Annotated in this window: 20 protein-coding genes and 1 other annotated feature; of the genes, 6 read left to right on the forward strand and 14 right to left on the reverse strand. The window is 50.9% G+C overall.

Annotation, left to right across the window (positions count from 1 at the left end):
• Positions 1-44: 44 nt before the first annotated feature.
• Positions 45-611 carry an acetate uptake transporter gene (gene satP, locus H9644_RS01030; RefSeq protein ID WP_064530367.1) on the forward strand — a complete coding sequence of 189 codons (567 nt, stop codon included), beginning with the start codon at positions 45-47 and terminating at the stop codon, positions 609-611.
• Positions 612-806: 195 nt separating this feature from the next.
• Here the strand turns inward: satP and mog are convergent, their stop codons facing one another.
• Positions 807-1394, reverse strand: a complete 588-nt coding sequence (gene mog / locus H9644_RS01035; RefSeq protein ID WP_064530368.1) for a molybdopterin adenylyltransferase — start codon at positions 1392-1394, stop codon at positions 807-809.
• Positions 1395-1508: 114 nt separating this feature from the next.
• A complete protein-coding gene (gene tal, locus H9644_RS01040) occupies positions 1509-2462 on the reverse strand; it encodes a transaldolase (RefSeq protein ID WP_064530369.1) in 954 nt (317 codons plus the stop codon).
• A gap of 279 nt (positions 2463-2741) precedes the next feature.
• Here tal and H9644_RS01045 point away from each other — a divergent pair, with 279 nt between their 5' ends.
• Both H9644_RS01045 and yaaA read left to right on the forward strand, forming a co-directional pair.
• Positions 2742-4172, forward strand: a complete 1431-nt coding sequence (locus tag H9644_RS01045) for an alanine/glycine:cation symporter family protein (protein WP_064530370.1) — start codon at positions 2742-2744, stop codon at positions 4170-4172.
• Between the two features lie 69 nt (positions 4173-4241).
• Entirely contained in the window at positions 4242-5018 is a 777-nt protein-coding gene (gene yaaA, locus H9644_RS01050; protein ID WP_064530371.1) for a peroxide stress protein YaaA, read from the forward strand.
• Between the two features lie 38 nt (positions 5019-5056).
• Here the strand turns inward: yaaA and H9644_RS01055 are convergent, their stop codons facing one another.
• From H9644_RS01055 to yjjY, 7 genes are all read right to left on the reverse strand, one after another.
• Complete coding sequence (locus tag H9644_RS01055; protein ID WP_064530372.1) at positions 5057-5383, reverse strand: DUF2502 domain-containing protein; 327 nt, start codon at positions 5381-5383, stop codon at positions 5057-5059.
• A 213-nt stretch (positions 5384-5596) separates the two neighbouring features.
• Positions 5597-6883 carry a threonine synthase gene (gene thrC, locus H9644_RS01060; RefSeq protein ID WP_064530373.1) on the reverse strand — a complete coding sequence of 429 codons (1287 nt, stop codon included), beginning with the start codon at positions 6881-6883 and terminating at the stop codon, positions 5597-5599.
• Positions 6884-7816 (reverse strand): homoserine kinase, encoded by a 933-nt coding sequence (gene thrB / locus H9644_RS01065; RefSeq protein WP_064530374.1) that lies wholly within the window; start codon positions 7814-7816, stop codon positions 6884-6886.
• A gap of 1 nt (position 7817) precedes the next feature.
• The gene (thrA, locus tag H9644_RS01070; RefSeq protein WP_064530375.1) at positions 7818-10280 is read right to left on the reverse strand and encodes a bifunctional aspartate kinase/homoserine dehydrogenase I; all 2463 of its coding nucleotides are present in this window, start codon (positions 10278-10280) and stop codon (positions 7818-7820) included.
• A 25-nt stretch (positions 10281-10305) separates the two neighbouring features.
• Positions 10306-10425, reverse strand: a sequence feature (Thr leader region).
• Positions 10361-10426, reverse strand: coding sequence for a thr operon leader peptide (gene thrL / locus H9644_RS01075; RefSeq protein ID WP_001386572.1), 66 nt, complete (start codon positions 10424-10426; stop codon positions 10361-10363). (Overlaps the previous feature by 65 nt.)
• A gap of 213 nt (positions 10427-10639) precedes the next feature.
• Complete coding sequence (locus tag H9644_RS01080) at positions 10640-11326, reverse strand: tRNA/rRNA methyltransferase (protein ID WP_064530376.1); 687 nt, start codon at positions 11324-11326, stop codon at positions 10640-10642.
• 399 nt (positions 11327-11725) lie between these two features.
• The gene (yjjY, locus tag H9644_RS01085; protein ID WP_001303782.1) at positions 11726-11866 is read right to left on the reverse strand and encodes a YjjY family protein; all 141 of its coding nucleotides are present in this window, start codon (positions 11864-11866) and stop codon (positions 11726-11728) included.
• 95 nt (positions 11867-11961) lie between these two features.
• On the opposite strand from yjjY, the gene arcA reads away from it, so the two are divergent.
• Positions 11962-12678, forward strand: a complete 717-nt coding sequence (gene arcA / locus H9644_RS01090; protein ID WP_001194358.1) for a two-component system response regulator ArcA — start codon at positions 11962-11964, stop codon at positions 12676-12678.
• A gap of 60 nt (positions 12679-12738) precedes the next feature.
• Here the strand turns inward: arcA and creD are convergent, their stop codons facing one another.
• The 4 genes from creD to creA are packed head-to-tail and all read right to left on the reverse strand — an operon-like array spanning position 12739 to position 16748.
• Positions 12739-14091, reverse strand: a complete 1353-nt coding sequence (gene creD, locus H9644_RS01095) for a cell envelope integrity protein CreD (protein ID WP_064530377.1) — start codon at positions 14089-14091, stop codon at positions 12739-12741.
• A 57-nt stretch (positions 14092-14148) separates the two neighbouring features.
• The gene (creC, locus tag H9644_RS01100; protein ID WP_064530378.1) at positions 14149-15573 is read right to left on the reverse strand and encodes a two-component system sensor histidine kinase CreC; all 1425 of its coding nucleotides are present in this window, start codon (positions 15571-15573) and stop codon (positions 14149-14151) included.
• Positions 15573-16262, reverse strand: coding sequence for a two-component system response regulator CreB (gene creB, locus H9644_RS01105; RefSeq protein WP_064530379.1), 690 nt, complete (start codon positions 16260-16262; stop codon positions 15573-15575). The genes creC and creB overlap by 1 nt, the downstream gene beginning before the upstream one ends.
• 12 nt (positions 16263-16274) lie before the next feature.
• Entirely contained in the window at positions 16275-16748 is a 474-nt protein-coding gene (gene creA, locus H9644_RS01110; protein ID WP_064530380.1) for a protein CreA, read from the reverse strand.
• A 210-nt stretch (positions 16749-16958) separates the two neighbouring features.
• Between creA and robA the strand changes: the two genes are divergently transcribed.
• Entirely contained in the window at positions 16959-17828 is an 870-nt protein-coding gene (gene robA, locus H9644_RS01115) for an MDR efflux pump AcrAB transcriptional activator RobA (protein ID WP_064530381.1), read from the forward strand.
• On the opposite strand, the gene gpmB is transcribed toward robA, so the two are convergent.
• Positions 17825-18472 carry a 2,3-diphosphoglycerate-dependent phosphoglycerate mutase GpmB gene (gene gpmB / locus H9644_RS01120; protein WP_000942344.1) on the reverse strand — a complete coding sequence of 216 codons (648 nt, stop codon included), beginning with the start codon at positions 18470-18472 and terminating at the stop codon, positions 17825-17827. The two genes, robA and gpmB, sit on opposite strands and share 4 nt — an antisense overlap.
• 50 nt (positions 18473-18522) lie before the next feature.
• Here gpmB and yjjX point away from each other — a divergent pair, with 50 nt between their 5' ends.
• Positions 18523-19035, forward strand: coding sequence for an inosine/xanthosine triphosphatase (gene yjjX, locus H9644_RS01125; RefSeq protein WP_064530382.1), 513 nt, complete (start codon positions 18523-18525; stop codon positions 19033-19035).
• The last annotated feature ends 247 nt before the right edge of the window (positions 19036-19282 follow it).

The raw sequence follows: 19282 nt of genomic DNA on the forward strand, positions 1-19282 counted from the left end.
GGAAATTATTTCACCATTCATTCAATGATGATTTTTGAGGAATTATGGGCAACACTAAGTTGGCTAATCCGGCACCGCTGGGCCTGATGGGCTTCGGCATGACCACCATTCTGCTTAACCTGCACAACGTGGGTTATTTCGCTCTGGACGGTATTATTCTTGCCATGGGCATCTTCTACGGCGGCATCGCGCAAATTTTTGCTGGTCTGCTGGAGTATAAAAAAGGAAACACTTTCGGGTTAACCGCCTTCACCTCTTATGGTTCTTTCTGGCTGACGCTGGTTGCGATTCTGCTGATGCCGAAACTGGGCCTGACCGATGCACCCAACGCGCAGTTCCTCGGTGTCTACCTGGGTCTGTGGGGCGTGTTTACGCTGTTTATGTTCTTCGGCACGCTGAAAGGCGCACGTGTTCTGCAATTCGTATTCTTCAGCCTGACCGTGCTGTTTGCGCTGCTGGCTATCGGTAACATTGCCGGTAACGAAGCAATCATCCACTTCGCAGGCTGGATTGGCCTGATCTGCGGTGCCAGCGCAATTTATCTGGCAATGGGTGAAGTGCTGAACGAACAGTTTGGCCGTACCGTTCTGCCGATTGGTGAATCCCACTAATTGTTTGAGCTCCCCCGGACAGGGGGATATCAGCGTGCGCTTTATTCATGCCGGATGCGGCATGAACGCCTGATCCGGCCTACATAATGATGCAAATTCAATATATTGCAGGAAGATCGTAGGCCTGATAAGCGTAGCGCATCAGGCAGTTTTGCGTTTGTCATCAGTCTGATCCCCCCGCCTGGGGGGATTTTTTTATTCGCTAACTTCGCGTCTTGCGCTCTTCGGTCTGAATGCTGCAACGACTTCCGGTGCCGTTTCAACGTATGGTCCTTCCAGCAACTGAATGCAGTACGGCACGCTGGCGAAAATGCCATGTACTACGACCTTACCCTCAGCGTCCTTCACCCCTTCCAGTGTCTCTTTGATGGACTTCGGCTGACCGGGTAAATTAAGAATCAGTGCCTGCTTACGAATCACCCCTACCTGGCGCGAAAGGATCGCAGTTGGCACAAAATGCAGGCTAATCTGGCGCATCTGTTCACCAAAGCCCGGCATCTCGCGGTCAGCTACTGCCAGCGTTGCGTCGGGCGTTACGTCACGGCGCGCCGGGCCAGTACCGCCGGTTGTCAGCACCAGATGGCAACTCATTTCATCCACCAGCTCACACAACGTTTGCTCAATGATCGCCTGCTCATCGGGGATTAAGCGGGTTTCCAGTTCAAACGGCGTTGTCAGCGCCGATATCAGCCATTCTTCCAGCGCGGGGATGCCTTTATCCTGATAAACGCCGCTGGACGCGCGATCAGAGATGGAAACTAAGCCGATACGTAAAGTATTCATCAAGATTTTTCCGTTTAAACAGTCTCGTTAAACAGAATGATACACTGCGAAGGGAGTGACAGACAGGCTTCAGAAGAGGTAGCGTGACCGACTTCCCGGTCACGCTAAGAATGATTACAGCAGATCGCCGATCATTTTTTCCAGTTTTTCCTGGTCAACAGCAAACTTACGGATACCTTCCGCCAGTTTATCTACTGCCATTGGGTCCTGGTTGTGCTGCCACAGGAACTCGGACTCGGTGATACGCGCCGGACGCGCTTTCACTTCACCAGTGTAAGACAGTTTACGTTCGATAGCCCCTTCGCTCTCAGCCAGCTCTTTCAGCAGTGCCGGAGCGATGGTCAGACGGTCGCAGCCTGCCAGTTCCAGAATTTCGCCGATGTTACGGAAGCTTGCGCCCATAACCACGGTTTCATAACCGTGCTCTTTGTAGTACTGGTAGATTTCAGATACAGAAACCACACCCGGATCTTCTGCTGGAGCGTACTCTTTCTTATCGGTATTGGCTTTGTACCAGTCAAGAATACGGCCAACAAACGGAGAGATCAGGAACACACCCGCTTCCGCACAAGCACGCGCCTGAGCGAAGGAGAACAGCAGAGTCAGGTTACAGTTAATGCCTTCTTTTTCCAACTGTTCTGCAGCACGGATACCCTGCCAGGTAGACGCCAGTTTGATCAGAATACGATCGTTGCTGATGCCAGCATCGTTGTAGAGTTTGATCAGGCGTTTTGCTTTCGCAATGGATGCTTCAGTGTCATAGGAAAGACGCGCATCAACTTCAGTTGAGATACGGCCCGGAACCAGTTTCAGAATTTCCAGGCCAATGTTTACTGCCAGTTTGTCGGTCGCGTCCACTACCTGCTGCGCGCGATCGTTGCTCTGCTGTTTCGCCCATGCGACAGCATCATCAATCAACTTACGGTATTCCGGAATTTGCGCTGCGTTAAGAATGAGAGAAGGGTTGGTTGTGGCATCCTGCGGTTGATACAGCTTCATTGCCGCAATGTCCCCAGTGTCGGCCACTACAGTGGTGTACTGACGAAGGGAGGTCAATTTGTCCGTCATGATAGTATTTCTCTTTAAACAGCTTGTTAGGGGGATGTAACCGGTCTGCCCTGATGATATCACGACGTAACGACAGCGCAACCGCAGACAAGAGGGTTATCACCAGGCAAGACTGTTTCGGATTTCTGACACGGCGTTGATATCACCCGCCATTTTTAAACAAAAACTCAAGTATGCTACACAGGCGTTATCTACCAATGCACATCGTATATAATTCTTAATCAATTGGTAACGTTTACACAGGAATGTAACCGCGTGCCGGCGACAAGAGGGATACGAATGCCTGATTTTTTCTCTTTTATTAACAACGTACTATGGGGATCAGTGATGATCTACCTGCTCTTCGGCGCAGGCTGTTGGTTCACTTTTCGTTCTGGGTTCGTTCAATTTCGCTATATTCGTCAGTTTGGCAAAAGTCTTAAAAATAGCATTCATCCGCAACGAGGCGGTTTAACCTCTTTCCAATCATTGTGTACCAGTCTCGCCGCGCGCGTCGGCAGCGGCAACCTGGCAGGCGTTGCGCTGGCCATCACCGCCGGTGGACCGGGTGCTGTTTTCTGGATGTGGGTTGCCGGGTTTATCGGCATGGCGACCTCTTTTGCCGAATGTTCCCTTGCACAACTTTATAAAGAACGTGACGTCAATGGGCAGTTTCGCGGCGGACCGGCATGGTATATGGCGCGAGGATTGGGAATGCGCTGGATGGGCGTTCTGTTCGCCGTCTTTTTGCTCATCGCCTACGGACTGATTTTCAGCGGAGTTCAGGCAAATGCTGTCGCTCACGCGATGAGTTTTGCATTCGATTTCCCCCCGTTAGTAACGGGTGTCATTCTCGCCATTTTTACTCTGTTGGCGATAACTCACGGCATTTATGGCGTCGCCCGGCTAATGCAATGGTTTGTCCCTATTATGGCGTTAATCTGGGTACTCACCAGCCTGGTCATTTGCGCAATGAATATCGGGCAACTTCCACACGTTATCTGGTCTATTTTTGAAAGTGCCTTTGGCTGGCAGGAAGCGGCAGGCGGCGCAGCGGGTTATACCCTGAGTCAGGCAATTACTAACGGTTTTCAGCGCAGTATGTTTTCCAATGAAGCGGGGATGGGATCAACACCGAACGCAGCAGCGGCGGCGGCATCATGGCCACCGCATCCGGCAGCGCAAGGTATTGTCCAGATGATCGGCATCTTTATCGACACGCTAGTCATCTGTACGGCAAGCGCCATGCTGATATTACTGGCCGGTAACGGCACCACCTATATGCCACAGGAAGGTATCCAACTCATTCAGAAAGCGATGCGTGTATTAATGGGGTCATGGGGGGCAGAATTTGTCACGATAGTGGTGATTCTATTTGCCTTCAGTTCGATCGTCGCCAACTACATTTATGCCGAAAATAATCTCTTCTTTTTACGGCTGAACAACCGGAAAGCTATCTGGAGTCTGCGTATCTGTATCTTTGTTACCGTCATTGGCGGCACCCTCCTGAGCCTTCCTCTGATGTGGCAACTGGCCGATGTTATTATGGCCTGCATGGCAATCACCAATTTGACCGCGATTTTGCTGCTTTCCCCTGTAGTGCATATCATTGCCAGCGATTATCTGCGCCAACGTAAACTTGGCGTGCGTCCGGTGTTTGATCCGCTGCGCTACCCGGATATCAGTCAGCAACTGTCCCCTGACGCGTGGGATGATTTGTCGCAGGAGTAATCACAACTATCGATCAACTCATCCACTTTTTTTGCTACAGTCGCAGTAAATTTCCTGCAAGGACTGGATATGTTGATTCTGATTTCACCTGCTAAAACGCTTGATTATCAAAGCCCTTTGGCCACCACGCGCTACACGTTGCCGGAGCTGTTAGACAACTCCCAACAGCTTATTCACGAAGCGCGGAAGCTAACGCCCCCGCAGATTAGCACGCTGATGCGCATCAGCGACAAACTGGCGGGTATCAACGCCGCTCGCTTTCATGACTGGCAGCCAGACTTCACGCCGGAGAATGCCCGGCAGGCGATTCTGGCGTTCAAAGGCGATGTCTACACCGGTTTGCAGGCCGAAACCTTCAGCGAAGAAGATTTCGCTTTTGCCCAGCAGCATTTGCGTATGCTTTCCGGTTTGTATGGCGTACTGCGCCCGCTCGATTTAATGCAGCCATATCGTCTGGAGATGGGTATCCGTCTTGAGAACGCCCGGGGCAAAGATCTGTACCAATTCTGGGGTGATGTGATCACCAACAAACTGAACGAGGCGCTCGAAGCACAAGGCGATCAGGTAGTGATTAACCTGGCGTCAGATGAGTATTTTAAATCAGTGAAACCGAAGAAACTGAATGCTGAGATTATCAAGCCGGTGTTCCTCGATGAGAAGAACGGCAAGTTTAAGGTTATTAGCTTCTACGCTAAGAAAGCGCGCGGCCTGATGAGTCGGTTTATCATTAAAAATCGCCTGACCAAACCAGAGCAACTGACAGGTTTTAACAGCGAAGGTTACTTCTTTGATGAAGCCAGCTCCAGCAATGGCGAACTGGTGTTTAAACGCTACGAACTACGTTAAGTTTGCGGTAAATGCCGGAGGTCATCCGGCATTTATATTTAGCGGTGATGTCTGTCCGGACCAGGACGATGCTCGCCGCCGTGATCGTTTCGATGATCTCCACGGTGATCATTTCGATGATCATTATACCAATTATGGTGCGGCTGCGATCCGTGTGGGTGCCAGCGATTGCCTCGCCATTCATAATTTCTATACCACCAGTTATGGTCACGCCAGTAACCGCCATCCCAGTAGAAACCGCGATAATCACGATCGCCAATCTGTAACTTTACTGATGGCACCAGCATTATTTCCTCTGCCTGCGCTGCCATAGGAGCGACCAGAATCAGGGAAAGTGCGAGTAGGATAGATTGCATCTTTTTCACAGGTGACTCCTTTTATCATTGCCAGTTATGGGTCGATATCAGGAGCTTACGGTAAAAGAATCCCCGTTGTCATTCTCTACAATTCAAAGAGCTAAGTTACCGCATTTATTGAAAATTTCTCCTTTTTTTCTGTCGATTTTTCTCATGTTTTCTCCATAAAAAAGCCGAACTGCATAAACGCAAGCCCGGCCATTTTCAGGAAATTAATGGATTCTACTTATGATTCATCATGAGTTTGCGCAACGCGGCAAAATCGGCGGGCAGGTTATGAGAAAGCAGCGGTAATTCGGCTCGTTCTGCCAGCTCTTTTGGCAGTTCCAACGTTTCACCAAGAATCACTTCCACGCTCTCTTTAAACTTCGCCGGGTGCGCAGTGCCGAGGAACAGGCCATATTCTCCCGGATGTAGCTGGTCACGCAGCGCACGGTAAGCCACGGCAGCATGCGGTTCCGAGGTATAGCCCAGTGCTTTTAACTCACGCATTGTCTGCTGGGTGGTTGCATCATCCACCGCCGCATAACCCAACTCCTTCAGTTGCCAGATTTTACGGCGGAACAATTCCTCCACTCGCGGCCAGTTGTTTGGCTGGCTGACATCCATCGCATTGGATAATGTCGCCTGGGTAGCTTTAGGCGCCCACTGTCCGTCATGCAAGAAACGCGGCACCGTATCGTTAACGTTAGTAGCCGCGATAAAACGCTTCACCGGCAGACCGAGTGATTTCGCCAGCAATCCTGCCGTCAAATCGCCGAAGTTTCCGCTCGGCACCGAGACAACCAGCTGATTACGCGCTTCCTGCGGCAACTGCGCCACAGCTTCAAAGTAATAGCAAATCTGCGCCAGCAAACGACTGATGTTAATAGAGTTAGCAGAGTTCAGCCCCAGCGCCACTTTCAGTTCTTCATCATCGAATGCCTGTTTAACAAGAGCCTGGCAGGCATCAAAATCGCCGTCGATAGCGACGGTTTCAATATTGCCCCCCAGCGTACAAAACAGTTTTTCTTGCAGTGGGCTGATTTTGCCATGCGGGTAAAGGATGACCACTTTAACATTCGGTAAACCGTAGAAAGCGTGAGCCACTGCCGCTCCGGTATCACCGGAAGTCGCCGTCAGAATAGTCACTGGCTTATCGCCCGCAATATGGGTCAGCATTTGCGCCATAAAGCGACCGCCGAAATCTTTAAATGCCAGCGTTGGCCCGTGGAACAGTTCCAGGCAACCGACATCATTTTCAACTTTGGCAACCGGAGCCGGGAAAGCAAATGCCGCACGCACGCGCTCTTCCAGTACTTCTTGTGGGATCTCATCGCCAATAAACGCAGAGAGGATCTTCGCGCTGCGAGTGACGAAATCCAGTTTCAGCATCTCATCAATTTCGCTCAGGCTGAATTCCGGTAGTTCATGAGGGAAAAACAACCCCTGATTTTTGCCCAATCCCTGCGTTACGGCTTGCGCAAAACTGACCTGCTCGTTGTGATCTTTCAGATTGTAGAGTTTCATTTAGTTTTCCAGTACTCGTGCGCCCGCCGTATCCAGCCGGCAAATATGAACAAAACCTTCCTGATTTTGCAGGTAGTTCTTACCCAACCAGTCGGCAACGCGCTGGGCGGTATCCGGCTTGTCACACAGAGCGAACACGGTCGGCCCGGAGCCGGAGATACCGCTCGCTACCGCGCCGATTTCCGCAACAGCTTGCCGCGCCTGCCGGAAGCCAGGCAGTAAACGTTCACGGTAAGGTTCAGCGATAACATCTTTCATCAGCTTCGCGGCAAGTTCTGGCTGGCGGGAATAGCAGGCATGAATGAAGCCCGCCAGATGTCGCCCGTGAGCAATGCAATCCTGGCGGCGATACTGCGCCGGTAAAATAGCCCGCGCTTCTGCCGTCGAGACTTTAATCCCCGGATATGCCAGCACCCATAACCACTCATCAAATCCTGGTACCTGCTGGCTGATGATGCCGTTTTCTTCAATCATCAACTGCATACCACCAAGAAAACACGGTGCCACGTTGTCGTAATGAATGCTGCCGGAGATACGCCCTTCCAGCTCGCCCATCAAGGCCAGCAGGCGGGTATCATTGAGCGGCTTACCGCAGTGTTCATTCATCGCTACCAGCGCCGCGACCACTGAACAGGCGCTGGAACCTAAGCCAGAACCGATCGGCATATTCTTTTCCAGGGTCATCGCCACCGGAATTTGCTTACCCACTTCCTGGCAAAAACGCTCCCAGCACTGATAAACGATATTTTCCTGCGGTTCTGGCGGTAGCTTACCTGCAAACCGTCCAAGATTGTTGAGACTGAAGCGCTCTGCTGACTCAACAGTCACTACATCTCCCAGCAAGGAACCATCAACAGGCGCCACCGCCGCCCCGAGCACATCAAACCCGACGCTCATATTGGCACTGGAAGCCGGAGCATAAACTTTAACCATTTTAGACTCCTAACTTCCATGAGAGGGTGCGCAGCAGATCGGCAAAGACACCGGCAGCTGTTACATCATTACCCGCGCCGTATCCGCGCAGAACCAACGGCAGCGGCTGATAATAGTGGCTATAGAAGGCCAGGGCGTTTTCGCCGTTTTTTACTTTGAACAGTGGATCATTGCCATCCACTTCAGCAATCTTCACGCGGCAGACGCCATCTTCATCAATATTGCCAACATAGCGCAAAACTTTACCTTCATCACGGGCCTTCGCCACGCGTGCGGCAAAGAGATCGTCGAGTTGTGACAGGTTCGCCATAAAAGTTGCAACATCACCTTCCGCGTTAAACTCTGAGGGCAGCACAGATTCGATTTCGATATCCGCCAGTTCCAGTGCACGCCCGGTTTCACGCGCGAGAATCAACAGCTTGCGCGCCACATCCATACCAGAAAGATCATCCCGTGGGTCCGGTTCGGTATAGCCCATTTCCCTTGCCAGCGTGGTGGCCTCAGAGAAGCTCATCCCTTCGTCTAACTTACCGAAGATGAAAGAAAGCGACCCAGAAAGAATGCCAGAGAATTTCATCAATTCATCACCCGCGTTGAGCAGGTTTTGCAAGTTCTCAATGACCGGTAATCCCGCACCGACGTTGGTATCATAGAGGAATTTACGCCGTGATTTTTCCGCCGCGTAACGCAGCTGATGGTAGTAATCCATCGACGAGGTGTTGGCCTTTTTATTCGGGGTCACCACATGGAAACCTTCTCGCAGGAAGTCGGCATATTGATCCGCCACCGCCTGGCTGGAGGTACAGTCAACAATCACCGGATTCAGCAAATGATATTCTTTCACCAGGCGAATTAAGCGCCCGAGATTGAACGGCTCTTTGGCTTGCGCCAGTTCTTCCTGCCAGTTTTCCAGGTTAAGGCCATGCACATTGGTCAGCAGCGCCTTCGAGTTAGCAACCCCGCAAACGCGTAAATCGATATGTTTGTTCTTCAGCCAGCTTTGCTGCCGCTTCAGTTGCTCCAGCAGCGCGCCGCCAACTCCACCGACGCCAATCACAAACACTTCGATTACCTGATCGGTATTAAACAGCATCTGGTGGGTAACGCGTACGCCAGTAGTCGCGTCGTCGTTATTGACTACTACGGAGATTGAACGTTCAGAAGACCCTTGAGCAATGGCGACAATGTTGATATTGGCGCGGGCCAGCGCGGCAAAGAATTTCGCAGAGATCCCACGTAAGGTGCGCATACCATCGCCCACCACCGAGATAATGGCCAGCCGTTCAGTGACCGCCAGCGGCTCCAGCAAACCCTCTTTCAGTTCCAGGTAGAACTCTTCCTGCATCGCGCGTTCAGCACGCGCACAGTCGCTTTGTGGTACGCAGAAACTGATACTGTATTCGGAAGAGGATTGCGTAATCAGCACCACCGAAATTCTGGCACGTGACATTGCGGCGAACACGCGCGCCGCCATGCCGACCATTCCTTTCATCCCAGGACCGGAAACGCTGAACATTGCCATGTTATTCAGATTGGAAATGCCCTTGACCGGTAATTCGTCCTCATCACGGCTGGCACCAATGAGCGTACCTGGCGCTTGTGGATTTCCGGTATTTTTAATCAGGCAAGGGATCTGGAACTGAGCGATAGGGGTAATGGTGCGAGGGTGAAGAACTTTAGCGCCGAAGTAGGAAAGCTCCATCGCTTCCTGGTACGACATCGACTTCAACAGCCTCGCATCGGGCACCTGACGCGGGTCGCAGGTATAGACACCGTCAACGTCCGTCCAGATCTCGCAACAATCAGCGCGTAAACAGGCGGCCAGTACCGCGGCGGAGTAGTCAGAACCGTTACGTCCCAGCACCACCAGCTCACCTTTTTCGTTACCCGCAGTGAAACCGGCCATCAGCACCATGTGGTCAGCTGGAATGCGGCTTGCCGCAATACGGCGGGTGGACTCAGCAATATCGACGGTAGATTCAAGGTAATGACCGATTGCCAGCAGTTTTTCGACCGGATCGATAACGGTAACGTTGTGACCACGCGCTTCCAGTACACCGGCCATAATGGCGATCGACATTTTTTCACCACGGCAAATCAGCGCGGCGTTGATGCTGTCCGGGCATTGCCCCAACAGGCTAATGCCATGCAGGACATGTTTTATTTGGGCAAATTCTTGATCGACGAACGCTTTCAATTGCGCCAGTGGAAATCCCGGTTGAGCGGCGGCGAGTCCCGTCAGAAGTTCGGCAAAAATACGTTCGGCATCGTTGATATTGGGTAAAGCATCCTGACCGCTAATGGTTTTTTCAATCATTGCGACCAGATGGTTGGTAATTTTGGCGGGGGCAGAGAGGACGGTGGCCACCTGCCCCTGCCTGGCATTGCTCTCCAGAATATCGGCAACCCGCAGAAAACGTTCTGCATTTGCCACTGATGTACCGCCGAACTTCAACACTCGCATGGTTGTTACCTCGTTACCTTTGGTCGAAAAAAAAGCCCGCACTGTCAGGTGCGGGCTTTTTTCTGTATTTCCTGTACGCGTCAGCCCGCACCGTTACCTGTGGTAATGGTGATGGTGGTGGTAATGGTGGTGCTGATGCGTTTCATGGATGTTGTGTACTCTGTAATTTTTATCTGTCTGTGCGCTATGCCTATATTGGTTAAAGTATTTAGTGACCCAAGTCAATAAAATTTTAATTTACTCACGGCAGGTTACCAGTTCATAGGCTGCTGGTAGATGCTCTTTTTTTAATCCACACAGAGACATATTGCCCATTGCAGTCAGTATAAAAATCTGAAAATGCCCTTCCTTGTCGTTTTTTATTTGGTGATATTTTTTTCAATATCATGCAACAAACGATGCAACATGGCCGTATCTCGTTGCTCTAACAGCCCGATGCGTTGTTGCAACCAGTCGACCAGTTTGGTGTCATCTGCCACCGCCAGAGTCGTTAACAATGACATGGCACGTTCACGTAGTGCCTGCAGTTGAAATGGGTCCGCCGTTGCGGCAGATTCCACCGGTTGTTGTATTAATGTTGCTAATTGATAGCAATAGACCATCACCGCCTGTCCCAAATTCAGTGATGGATAATCCGCCACCATTGGCACGCCGGTGAGGACATCAGCAAGCGCCAACTCTTCGTTAGTCAAGCCGGAATCTTCGCGACCAAAGACCAGCGCCGCGTGGTTCATCCATGTCGATTTTTCCTCCAGTAGCGGCACCAGTTCTACCGGCGTGGCGTAGTAATGGTATTTCGCCCGACTGCGCGCAGTGGTGGCAACGGTAAAATCAACGTCGTGTAGCGATTCAGCCAGCGTTGGAAAAACTTTAATATTATCAATAATATCACCAGAACCATGCGCCACCCAGCGGGTAGCTGGCTCCAGGTGTGCCTGACTATCGACAATGCGCAGCTCGGTAAACCCCATTGTTTTCATCGCCCGGGCCGCTGCACCAATATTTTCTGCTCTGGCAGGTGCCACCAGAATGATCGTTATACGCATGTTGCCACTCTTCTTGATCAAATAACCGCGAACAGGGTGATGAATGTCAACTTATTACGCGGAGAGAATTTACAAATTCGTAACGTAAGTCGCAGAAAAAGCCCTTTACTTCACTTAAAAAAAGCTAAACTATTTCTTGACTACACTAACGGTGTAATTGTTAAAAATTGCTACATATCCTTCTGTTTACTTAGGATAATTTTATAAAAAATAAATCTCGACAATTGGATTCACCACGTTTATTAGTTGTATAAGGCAACTAGTTGTATTATTAAAATAATGTGACGAAAGCTAGCATTTAGATACGATGATTTCATCAAACTGTTAACGTGCTACAATTGAACTTGATATATGTCAACGAAGCGTAGTTTTATTGGGTGTCCGGCACGTCTTAGCCTGTTATGTTGCTGTTAAAATGGTTAGGATGACAGCCGTTTTTGACACTGTCGGGTCCTGAGGGAAAGTACCCACGACCAAGCTAATGATGTTGTTGACGTTGATGGAAAGTGCATCAAGAACGCAATTACGTACTTTAGTCATGTTACGCCGATCATGTTAATTTGCAGCATGCATCAGGCAGGTCAGGGACTTTTGTACTTCCTGTTTCGATTTAGTTGGCAATTTAGGTAGCAAACATGCAGACCCCGCACATTCTTATCGTTGAAGACGAGTTGGTAACACGCAACACGTTGAAAAGTATTTTCGAAGCGGAAGGCTATGATGTTTTCGAAGCGACAGATGGCGCGGAAATGCATCAGATCCTCTCTGAATATGACATCAACCTGGTGATCATGGATATCAATCTGCCGGGTAAGAACGGTCTTCTGTTAGCGCGTGAACTGCGCGAGCAGGCGAATGTTGCGTTGATGTTCCTGACTGGCCGTGACAACGAAGTCGATAAAATTCTCGGCCTCGAAATCGGTGCAGATGACTACATCACCAAACCGTTCAACCCGCGTGAACTGACTATTCGTGCACGCAACCTGCTGTCTCGTACCATGAATCTGGGTACAGTCAGCGAAGAACGCCGTAGCGTTGAAAGCTATAAGTTCAATGGTTGGGAACTGGACATCAACAGCCGTTCATTGATCGGTCCTGATGGCGAGCAGTACAAACTGCCGCGCAGCGAGTTCCGTGCCATGCTTCACTTCTGTGAAAACCCAGGCAAAATTCAGTCTCGTGCTGAACTGCTGAAGAAAATGACCGGCCGTGAGCTGAAACCGCACGACCGTACTGTAGACGTGACGATCCGTCGTATTCGTAAACACTTCGAATCTACGCCGGATACGCCGGAAATCATCGCCACCATTCACGGTGAAGGTTATCGCTTCTGCGGTGATCTGGAAGATTAATCGGCTTTACCACCGTCCAAAAAAAACGGCGCTTTTTAGCGCCGTTTTTATTTTTCAACATTATTTCCAGATACGTAACTCATCGTCCGTTGTGACTTCTTTACTGGCTTTCATTTTCGGCAGTGAAAACGCATACCAGTCGATATTCCGCGTCACAAACATCATACCTGCCAGCGCCACCACCAGCACACTCGTCCCTAATAACAGCGCACTGTCAGCAGAGCTCAGTAGCCCCCACATCACGCCATCCAGTAACAGCAGCGCGAGGGTAAACAACATGCTATTGCGCCAACCTTTTAATACCGCCTGCAAGTAAATCCCGTTCATTAATGCCCCTATCAGGCTGGCAATTACCCATGCCACGGTAAAACCGGTGTGTTCAGAAAGCGCCAGCAAGAGCAAATAAAACATCACTAATGACAGCCCCACCAGCAAATATTGCATCGGGTGCAAACGTTGCGCGGTGAGCGTTTCAAACACAAAGAAGGCCATAAAAGTCAGGGCGATCAGCAAGATGGCGTATTTTGTCGCCCGGTCGGTTAATTGATACTGATCGGCAGGCGTAGTGACTGCAACGCTAAACGCCGGGAAATTTTCCCAGTTGGAATCATTGCCCGAAGCAAAACGTTCACCGAGATTATTGGCAAACCAACTGCTTTGCCATTGCGCCTGAAAACCGGATGCACTTATTTCTCGTTTCGCTGGCAAAAAATCACCTAAAAAACTGGGATGCGGCCAGTTGCTGGTTAAGACAAGCTCACTATTGCGTCCCGTCGGCACGACAGAAAAATCTCCAGTACCGCTTAAATTCAGCGCCATATTTAGCTTCAGGTTCTGCTTCAGCCAGTCCCCTTCTGGTAAAGGGATATGCACGCCCTGCCCGCCTTGATCTAACCCGGTTCCGGGCTCAATGGTCAGCGCTGTTCCGTTAAGTTCAGGCGCTTTCACTACACCGATCCCGCGTGCATCACCGACGCTAATCACAATAAACGGCTTGCCTAAAGTGATGTTTGGCGCGTTAAGTTCGCTAAGACGCGAAACATCGAAATCGGCTTTTAGCGTTAAATCACTGTGCCAGACCTGACCGGAATAAATACCAATCTTGCGTTCTTCTACGTTCTGATTGCCATCAACCATCAACGACTCAGGTAACCAGAAATGGATAAAACTTCGTTTCCGCTCCACAGTTTTATCCTCTTCCTGCACCGTATAAAGCTCTGTCACAGGAATAGCGATAAGCGGCCCAACCAACTTTTGCGGTCCACTGGTGCTTTGACGAATCGCATCTTCAACATCGCTACGGTAATCGGCACGTTCGACAATCACCTGCCGAATCAACATTAATGGAATTAACAACAGCAATACCGCGCCAAACAAAGTGGTCATTTTCCAGAACAGGGGGGATTTCAACATAGTCTTCTCCTTTGCAATGGCGACAGGATATGAAGGCTATGTGGGAAGAATTTGAAGTTATGTGAAGTAACGGTGAAGTCGAAGCGAGGCCAGTACACCGCCTTCCGGCACGTTGCACAGCGTGACTTCGCCATTAAGCAAACGGGCGACTTCACTGACAAACGCCAGCCCCAGACCACTGCTTTTTTGCCCATTCGCACGAGGCAAAGAGTAAAAGCGTTCAAAAATACGCGATAGCGCGTAGTCAGGAATGCCGCTACCGGTATCCTGCACGTTAAGCGTAACGTGTTCCTGCTCCCCCCCAGCACTAAGCGTTATGCTGCCATGCTCGGGAGTAAAATCGATAGCGTTATCCAGTAAATTCCCCAGTGCCTGTTCCAGCAACGCCGGTTCAGCAGCAACGTTAACCTCGGTGGGCATAACATTGAGAGTGATATTTTTTTCTGCCAGCTGCACGGTGCGTGCTTCGCTGACGCGGCGAAATAATGCCGCCACATTAACCGCAGAAAGAACCACTTCCTGGCGATTCTCTAGTCTTGCCTGGCGTAGTAGCGTTTCAACCAACGCCTGCATTCGCGCGTTTTGCGTCAGAATATTATCGGTAAAACGGGCCACCACTTCCGGCGGCGGACCTTCGCGTAAAATTTCCGCCGCGCCACGAATTGCCGCCAGTGGACTTTTCAACTCATGGGTTAACGCGTAGACATACTGCTCAATATAGTTTTTCCCTTCCAGTTTCACGCGCATACTTTCCAGCGCCTGTGCGAGCTTACGCAGCTCGCTACTACCGAGATTGGGGAGAGGAACGGGCTTATTGTCAGTAACAGAATCGGCATAGCGGGTGAGTCGGGCAATGGAGCGGTTGATCCACCAAACCATTCCTGCGCCGATTACCAGCGCAATTCCCAGCAAAATGGCGCTGGCCCATAAAATTCGCCGCTCGCTGCGTTTAACCACCGGTGCCATCGCCGCGTTCGGTTTGCCTACGCTCAAAACGCCAACCAGCCGCGAGCCGTCCATAATCGGCGCGGCAACATACATCACCGAACTTTCGGGGTCGGCAGGATTTTGCAACGTACTGCGCGCACCATACTGACCACGCAACGTTAGCCAGACATCATTCCAGCGAGAATAATCCTGCCCGACGGCTTTATTGGCCGAATCAAACAATACTTTGCCCTGCGCATCGGTCATATAGACATGGTATTCATTGCGTACTTTGTTGATGCCGCTGATATTGGCGCGAAACGGGCGATTTTGTAGCTGGTTAAACGCCTGCGCTAACTGCCCATGCGTTGGGTCACCAGAGAGCAAATCGGCACGCGCCAGTTCCGCCAGTAACGTTGCCGTATCGATCAACGTCCCTTCCGTCGCCCTTCGCACGCCCGGTTTAACTTCTTTGACAAAAATAGCCAGTACGAACCAGGCGGCTACCGCCACCAGTAAAAAATACCCCAGCAACAGCCGCATGCCGATACGCATTACAGGCTCCTCAGGCTGTATCCCATGCCGCGATGGGTATTGATCGGCGAAAGCTCGGGATTAATAGCGCGCAGTTTGGCACGCAGCGTTTTAATGTGAGTATCGACAGTGCGATCGTAGGTGTCCTGCGCATCTTCCCAGACGCTATCCATCAGTTGCTGGCGGGACCAGACGCGGCCCGGCGACTTGAGTAACGTTTTCAGCAACAAAAATTCATACCGTGTTAGCGTTAATGGCGTCTCAAACCAGCTGATCTGCGCCGCTGGTTCATTCAATTCAAAATGACCAATACGGATGACGGGAGACGGCGTCGAGAACTTCTTCACCCGACGCAGTAAGGTGCGCACTCTGGCGCACACTTCGCGAGGTGAAAACGGTTTAGCCACGTAGTCGTCAGCGCCAATTTCCAGCCCAAGCAGGCGATCCACCTCTTCACTGCGAGCTGTCAGGAACAGTACAGGTAGCGCCGGATGCTTCGCCAGCAACTGACGACACAATTCAAAGCCGCTGATATCCGGCAGACCAACATCGAGAATAATGACGTCGGGAACCTGCTGGCGTGCTTTATCCAGCACCGGCAAGCCTCGTTCAAAGACCTCGACGGCAAAACCTTCCTGCTGCAACATATAGACCAGCGTGTCGGCTATCCCTTGCTCGTCTTCCACTAACCAGACCGTTTCCCGTTGCATATATCGCCTCTGTTATTGCCGCCACGGCATGACAGGCACCGCGCTAATCGCATTTTTCGGCGACCCATCTACAACTTTGTCGGAGTAAGCCAGGTAAGCGAGCGCGTTGCGTTTGGCGTCATAGAAGCGTACGACCTGTAACGACTTAAAGACCAGCGACGTACGTTTTTTGAATACGACTTCGCCCTGAGCTTTGCCGTTTTTAATGCGCTCTGACAGTTCAATCGGCCCGACTTGCTGGCAGGAAATAGCTGCATCGGAAGTATCTTCCGCCAGGCCCAATCCACCTTTAATACCGCCGGTTTTTGCCCGGCTCACATAACAGGTGACATTTTTCACATCGGGATCGTCAAAGGCTTCTACGACAATTTTGTGATCCGGGCCGATCATTTTAAATACGGTATCGACCGAACCAATTTCTTCCGCATGTGCCAATGGCCCCAGCATTAACAGGCTTAAAGACAGGATCAAATGCTTGTATTTCATATTGTTACCATTTTTATAAGTTACACAGAGCAATTAGTTCGTCACGGTAAATAACATATTGATTAAGAACAAAATCTCAACACTTTTATTTCCGTCAAGACCTAAAACATACTCTACTAAGAAAAAAACACTGAATGCTAAAACAGCAAAAAATGCTATTATCCAATTACCTGATGTCAGGTGCTCGTTGTGAAAGGATGAGGATATTTTATGGATCAGGCCGGCATTATTCGCGACCTTTTAATCTGGTTGGAAGGTCATCTGGATCAGCCACTGTCGCTCGACAATGTAGCGGCGAAAGCAGGTTATTCCAAGTGGCACTTACAGAGAATGTTTAAAGATGTCACTGGCCATGCTATTGGCGCGTATATTCGTGCTCGTCGTTTGTCGAAATCGGCGGTTGCACTACGCCTGACCGCGCGCCCAATTCTGGATATTGCGCTGCAATACCGCTTCGACTCTCAACAGACATTTACTCGCGCATTCAAGAAGCAGTTTGCCCAGACTCCCGCACTTTACCGCCGTTCTCCTGAATGGAGCGCCTTTGGTATTCGCCCGCCGCTGCGTCTGGGTGAATTCACCATGCCAGAACACAAATTTGTCACGCTGGAAGACACGCCGCTGATTGGCGTAACTCAGAGTTACTCCTGTTCACTGGAGCAAATCTCTGATTTCCGCCATGAAATGCGTTATCAGTTCTGGCACGATTTTCTTGGTAATGCGCCGACCATTCCGCCAGTGCTTTACGGCCTGAATGAAACGCGTCCAAGCCAGGATAAAGACGACGAGCAAGAGGTGTTCTACACTACTGCGTTGGCTCAGGAACAAGCAGACGGATATGTACTGACGGGGCATCCGGTGCTGTTGCAGGGCGGCGAATATGTGATGTTTACCTATGAAGGTCTGGGAACCGGCGTACAGGAATTTATCCTGACGGTATACGGAACATGTATGCCAATGCTCAACCTGACGCGCCGTAAAGGTCAGGATATTGAGCGATACTACCCGGCAGAAGATGCCAAAGCGGGAGATCGCCCAATTAATCTGCGCTGCGAACTGCTGATTCCGATACGTCGTTAACGCTGCAACTCGTCTAATGCAGGGGCGTCCAGATGCGAGATGTCCCCTGCTGTTTCAACTACCCAACCAGACGCCAGCCACAGGCTTTCCTGATAATCCACGCGCGAAATAGAACAGTTACGCAGACGTAAGCGGCGTTCTGCCCATGCTGGTAAGCCGAGAATGGTACTCACCAGACATCCCAGGGCGATACCGTGGCTCACCAGTAGCGGCCGACTTCCCTGCGGCAAATCCCGGCAGGATTCCAGTGCAGCATTGACGCGATCGCTCAGTTCCTGCATTGACTCGCCTTCAGGAATACGTCCGTCAACGGTGCCATTGACGAGCTGACGACGCCAGTTCTCTTCTTCTTCAGTCAGAGAGTCAATGTGTCTTTTCTCCAGCACGCCCATATTTAACTCACGCAAGCGGGAATCAAAGATGATGTCACAGCCGCAAGCCTGAGCGATGATTTCCGCTGTGCGCCGGGTGCGACCTAAATCGCTACTGATGATATGTGTAATGCCAAGCTCTTTGGCACGCGTCGCCACCTGCATCGCCTGTTGCTCACCTTTGGCAGTCAGCGGGCTGTCAGACTGGCCCTGAATACGTCGCTCGGCGTTCCACTGCGTTTCACCGTGGCGGACTAGGTATACCTGTAACATGCTTTTTTTCCGTATACTGCTGTAACGTTAATTTTTGAGTAATCCTGATTATGCACCATGTTGTCTGTGCGACCACCAATCCCGCTAAAATTCAGGCCATTCTGCAGGCATTTCACGAGATCTTCGGCGAAGGATCCTGCCACATTGAGTCCGTTTCCGTCGAGAGCGGTGTACCGGAACAACCCTTTGGCAGTGAGGAAACGCGCGCTGGCGCACGAAATCGGGTAGAAAATGCCCGCCGTTTACATCCAGAGGCTGATTTTTGGGTGGCGATTGAAGCAGGCATTGATGGTGACAGCACCTTCAGTTGGGTGGTCATTGAAAGCACCAACCAACGTGGCGAAGCGCGTTCGGCTACTTTGCCGTTGCCAGAGGTGATTCTGGAGAAAGTGCGTGCGGGTGAGGCGCTTGGCCCCGTGATGTCGCGTTATACCGGTATTGATGAGATTGGTCGTAAAGAAGGAGCAATCGGCGTGTTTACCGCCGGGAAACTCACTCGTGCCAGCGTCTATCACCAGGCGGTGATTCTGGCGCTAAGTCCGTTTCATAATGCGGTGTATTAAACGCCTGATGCGACGCCAGGGCGTCTTATCAGGCCTACATTACTCATTGAAATTGCTGGTATTTGTAGGACGGATAAGGCGTTTACGCCGCATCCGGCATTCGGTGCGCAATGCCTGATGCGACGCTGACGCGTCTTATCAGGCCTACATTACTCATTGAAATTGCTGACATTTGTAGGACGGATAAGGCGTTTACGCCGCATCCGGCATTCGGTGCGCAATGCCTGATGCGACGCTGACGCGTCTT

The organism is Escherichia whittamii (genome assembly GCF_014836715.1).
Lineage (GTDB): Bacteria > Pseudomonadota > Gammaproteobacteria > Enterobacterales > Enterobacteriaceae > Escherichia > Escherichia whittamii.